This is a genomic window from Skermanella sp. (assembly GCF_059503625.1).
On sequence record NZ_JCACHA010000140.1, the window covers coordinates 1 to 3722 of the forward strand.

Annotated in this window: 2 protein-coding genes and 1 pseudogene; 1 reads left to right on the top strand and 2 read right to left on the bottom strand. The window is 65.9% G+C overall.

Going from position 1 to position 3722, the window contains the following annotated elements:
• Together mdoH and AC5JJ6_RS03755 are read right to left on the bottom strand one after the other, a co-directional pair.
• On the bottom strand, positions 1-1575 hold a 1575-nt coding region (gene mdoH / locus AC5JJ6_RS03750), incomplete at its 3' end, for a glucans biosynthesis glucosyltransferase MdoH (RefSeq protein ID WP_496040759.1).
• Positions 1572-3209 carry an OpgD/OpgG family glucan biosynthesis protein gene (locus AC5JJ6_RS03755; RefSeq protein ID WP_496040760.1) on the bottom strand — a complete coding sequence of 546 codons (1638 nt, stop codon included), beginning with the start codon at positions 3207-3209 and terminating at the stop codon, positions 1572-1574. The genes AC5JJ6_RS03755 and mdoH, both read right to left, overlap by 4 nt.
• 252 nt (positions 3210-3461) lie before the next feature.
• On the opposite strand from AC5JJ6_RS03755, the pseudogene AC5JJ6_RS03760 reads away from it, so the two are divergent.
• Positions 3462-3722: pseudogene (locus AC5JJ6_RS03760) on the top strand (extensin family protein); the annotation flags it as partial.

Genomic DNA, 3722 nt, shown 5'->3' on the forward strand with positions numbered 1-3722 from the left:
CGCTTCGCGGAAGGTCAATCCCCGTTCGCCGCGCGGCTGGGCGTTCCACTGGACGCTGCGGCCCATCAGGGTCGCGACGACGAAGTGGGTGTGGAACAGCATCATGGCCGGGGCCAGCAGCATCGAGAACAGCAGTTCCAGGAAGGCGCTGAGCAGCAGCTTGCCTGTCCCGCCGAAACCCCGGCGCAGGCGGCCGTCGGCGACGGTCAGGATCAGGCTGTAGACCTTCGGCACCAGCAGGATGCCGATCGTCACGACGAACAGCGAAATCGTCTCCGACACCTTCGACACCGGCCAGACGGGGAACAGGTTGTAGCCCGGCTCGAAGTAGTTATGGCCGACGATGGTCTGGGTCAGGATATCGATCGTGCTGAGGGTCAGCAGGATCAGCCAGAGCGGCGAGGAGACATAGCCCAGCACGCCCATGATAAGGTGCAGGCGGCTAAGCGGATGCAGCCCCTTGGCCGGCAGCAGCCGCAGGTGCTGGAGGTTGCCCTGGCACCAGCGCCGGTCGCGGACGGCGTAGTCCAGCACATTGGGCGGCAGTTCCTCGTAGCTGCCTTCAAGTTCCGGCACGATCCAGACCTGCCAGCCGGCCCTGCGCATCAGCGCCGCCTCGACGAAGTCGTGGCTGAGGATCTCTCCGCCCAGCGGGGCCTGCCCCGACAGGGTCGGCAGGCCGCAATGCTCGATGAAGGCGCTGGTCCGGATGATCGCGTTGTGGCCCCAGTAGTTGCCTTCGCCCAACTGCCACCACGACAACCCACTGACCAAGGCCGGGCCGTAGACCCGGCTGCCGAACTGAAGGATGCGTCCGAACAGGGTTTCCTGGTTCACCGGGGCCGGCAGGGTCTGGATGATGCCGGTGCCGGGATTGTCCTGCATCAGCTTGGCGAGCGCCACCATGGTATCGCCCGACATGATGCTGTCGGCGTCCAGCACCAGCATATGGTCGTAGGCGAGACCCCACTGACGCAGGAAGTCGGCGATGTTGCCGGCCTTGCGCCCGATATTGCTTTCCCGCCGCCGGTAGAAGATCCGGCCCTCCGCGTTCAGCCGATGGCACAGCGCCGCCCAGGCGGACTCCTCTGCCTCCGCGATCTCCGGCTTGCGGGTGTCGCTGAGGATGAAGAGGTCGAAGGTCCGCTCGTTCTCCTCTCCGGTCCGCTGGAGCGAGCGCCACGTCGCTTCAAGACCGGCGAAGACCCGCGTCGGATCCTCGTTGTAGACCGGCATGATGATGGCGGTCCGGGCCGTCAGGACTACGGGCTTGTTCGGGTCCAGCCCGGCAGGATCGCGCCCGGCGAGACGTACCAGGAAACCGATGGTCGCGGTCCAGAACGACGTGCAGATCCAGGCGAAGCTGATGGTGAACAGGACCAGGATCGCCATCTCGATGCCGGTGAAGCCGTTGGCCCTGAGCACGTCGGCCATCAGGTAGGAGCCGGCCAGCGTGGACAGGATCACACAAGCGAAATAGAGACCCCGGCGCCACAGCGCCTTGCGCCTCAGTTCCGCTACGGCCCTATCTCTAAGGGCTGCATTTCTATCGAGGGGGGAGGAAGGATCGCTCATCCCGGTGACCACAAGTAAACCCAGGTTTCAGTCAAAGGCCGGCCGCGCATGCGCAGGACGCAACGCAAGTCGGCCGGCTTGTTTTCGGGAAGCAGGTCGAAGAAGACGCGCCAGCCGCCGGTCTCGGTGTTCTTTTGGACGATGGGCTGGCGCAGCTCGCCGGAACTGGTGGTGACCACGGCTTCCACCGGCTGCTCGGCGCGCAGGACGCTGATGTCGCCGCCCTCGAAATCGAGCACGAAGTGACGGCCCTCGCGCGGCAGGTCGGGACGTCCCGGAACCCGCGAGCTGCCGATCTTGGTCGACACGACGCGGCCCAGCGGCGGACGTTCGGGCGCATCCAGCACCGAGCGCAGACGGTAGCTGAAGTCCAGCCCTTCGCCGCCCCGCACCGGCCGTTCCGGCACCCAGTATGCGACGATGTTGTCGTTGATCTCCTCGTCGGTCGGGATCTCGACCAGTTCCACCCTGCCCTTGCCCCAGTCGCCGACCGGCTCGACCCAGTAGCTGGGCCGGCGGTGATAGGACGATTCGAGGTCCTGATAATGCAGGAAGTCGCGGTCGCGCTGGATCAGGCCGAACCGGCGCGGGTTTTCGTCTGTGAAGGAGGAGACTCGCAGGTCCTTCGGGTTGAGGAGAGGACGCCAGATCCACTCGCCCTGCCCGGTTTCCATCAGGAGACCGTCGCTGTCATGGACCTCCGGCCGGAAATCGTCGAAGCCGCGCCCCCGGTTCTCCCCGAAGAAGAACATGCTGGTCAGCGGCGCCATGCCCAGCTTGCCGATGTCGCGGCGCGGATAGACCGATGCCGTCACTTCCGCCTGCGTATCGGTACCCGGCGTCAGCACGAAGCGGTAGGCGCCGGTGGCGCTGCGGCTGTCGAGCAGGGCGTAGATCGTCAGGCGGGTGGCGTCGGCGCCCGGTTCCTCGATCCAGAACTCCCGGAAGCGGGGGAAGTCCTCGCCGCTGGTGGCGGCGGTATCGACCGCCAGACCGCGCGCCGAGGCGCCGTAGATCTGGTTGCGCCCGAGGATGCGGAAATAGCTGGCGCCGAGATACACCGCCAGCTCGTCGAAATAGTCGGGCCGGTGCAGCGGATAATGGATGCGGAACCCCGCGAAGCCCAGGTCGTCCGGCAGCTTGTCGCCGAAATTGTTGGCGCCATAGTCGAACATGCCGGGCTGGTACGGCACCGGAGCCGGCTGCCCGCCGCTGACCACGTTGATCCGCACCGGCTGCTGGTACAGGAACCCGACATGGAAGAACTGGAGCTGGAACAGCTTCTGGCCGCGCCAAAGCGATTGGTCCGGCTTGAACCGGATATCGCGGTACTGGTCGTAGGAGAGGTTCCGGAGCGGCTGCGGCAGTTCGGCGCGGTCGTCGGAATAGCCCTGCTTCGCCAGATCGCGGGCGACCTGCTGCACGGCTTCGAACCCGAACTGCGGCGGCGGAGGGGCCGGAGCGGGCTGGGTCGCAGGCTGGGCCGGCTGCGGCGGCGGCGTTTCCTGAGCCAGCAGGGAGCCGGCCGGCAACAGTCCGGCGGCACCGGCGCCGGCGGCGGTGATCAGGAAGCGGCGACGGTCGAAACCCGTCAGCGGCCGATGGAAGTGCGGGCGGAGCGATATGTCGTTCATGGTCCTTCAGAGCCGTTGGCGGTGCCGGTGGATCTTCACGACCCGTCTGGTCCGATGCGGCCTGCCCGGTTGGGCTGGCTTTCCGGCATCAAACACACAACGCCCCCATTTAGTCCCTGGCCGCGCGGCAAAAAAGGGCTGCTCCGGATTATGGCGGCCGCAAGGCTGAAGCATGGCGAGTAGCGGCAGCGTTGCCGACCGATCTGGAACGGAGAATTCATAGATCCATATGTACTCGCCATGGGAAAGTTGTTGGTTTTTCTTATCGGGATCATGGCGGGCATCACCGCGACCTTGATCTATGTTGGTATCGTCGTGGTGCCTCCTTCGTGGAGCCCATGGGGGCCGCTGGACCTGACGGCGGAACCGGGCGCTTTCACCAGACTCCAGCTTGCCGGTCTCCGCGAAGAACCGGGCACCTGCTTCGCGGCACTGGAAAAAGCCGGCATCCGGTTCACTCCCCAGCCGCAACGGGCGATCGAGAACGGCTGCGGGCTGGTGGATGCGGCGCGC